The 574-nt window shown below is 40.9% G+C and carries 1 pseudogene; it reads right to left on the bottom strand.

Annotation, left to right across the window (positions count from 1 at the left end):
- Nucleotides 1-574, bottom strand: a pseudogene (locus tag HMPREF0673_RS06980) (hypothetical protein); the annotation flags it as partial.

Raw genomic sequence — 574 nt, 5'->3', positions numbered from 1 at the left:
GGTTTCTCAGTGAGTATTCCGCATCGAGTTTGGCTGCCAGTTCCTTTGTGGAAAGCTGCCAGTCCTCGCCATATAAGTCAGACATACGTTTTGAGATTTCGTCTCTTTTTGACGAATCAAGGCTGTATGTTTTGTCAAGATAGGTAGAGGCAATAAATGAGAGATTGATGATCTTTAAGTCTTCGTCAGAAAATGAGTATCCATACTCAAATGCCTCATTTAAGATCGGTTCGTATGTAAGCCTGTCTTTTTTCAATGCCATAAGTAGTGCATAGTTGTATTCATTTACAACCTCGGTTTTCATATTGACCTCCTTGGCTATTCTGACGGCTGTCATAAATTGTTTGATGGCTTCTGTTATATCTTTATTGTAACTGTGTACAGTTCCTTTGTAATTATAGAGTTGTAACAGGATTTGTGCGCAATCCTGCTCATCATGGTATTTGGGAAGGACCAAAGCTATCCCTTTGTCAAACAAATCATGGCAGAACCCGGCTTCGCGATGAAACTTCACCATGAATCCCCCAAACATAAGGTAGGACGAAGCCATAAATGCCGTTCCGCCAATTTCACG

Origin of the sequence: Leyella stercorea DSM 18206, from assembly GCF_000235885.1 — a bacterium.
Taxonomy (GTDB): domain Bacteria; phylum Bacteroidota; class Bacteroidia; order Bacteroidales; family Bacteroidaceae; genus Prevotella; species Prevotella stercorea.
The sequence above is the reverse complement of the archived record's forward strand: the minus strand, read 5'-3'. Positions and strand labels throughout refer to the sequence as shown.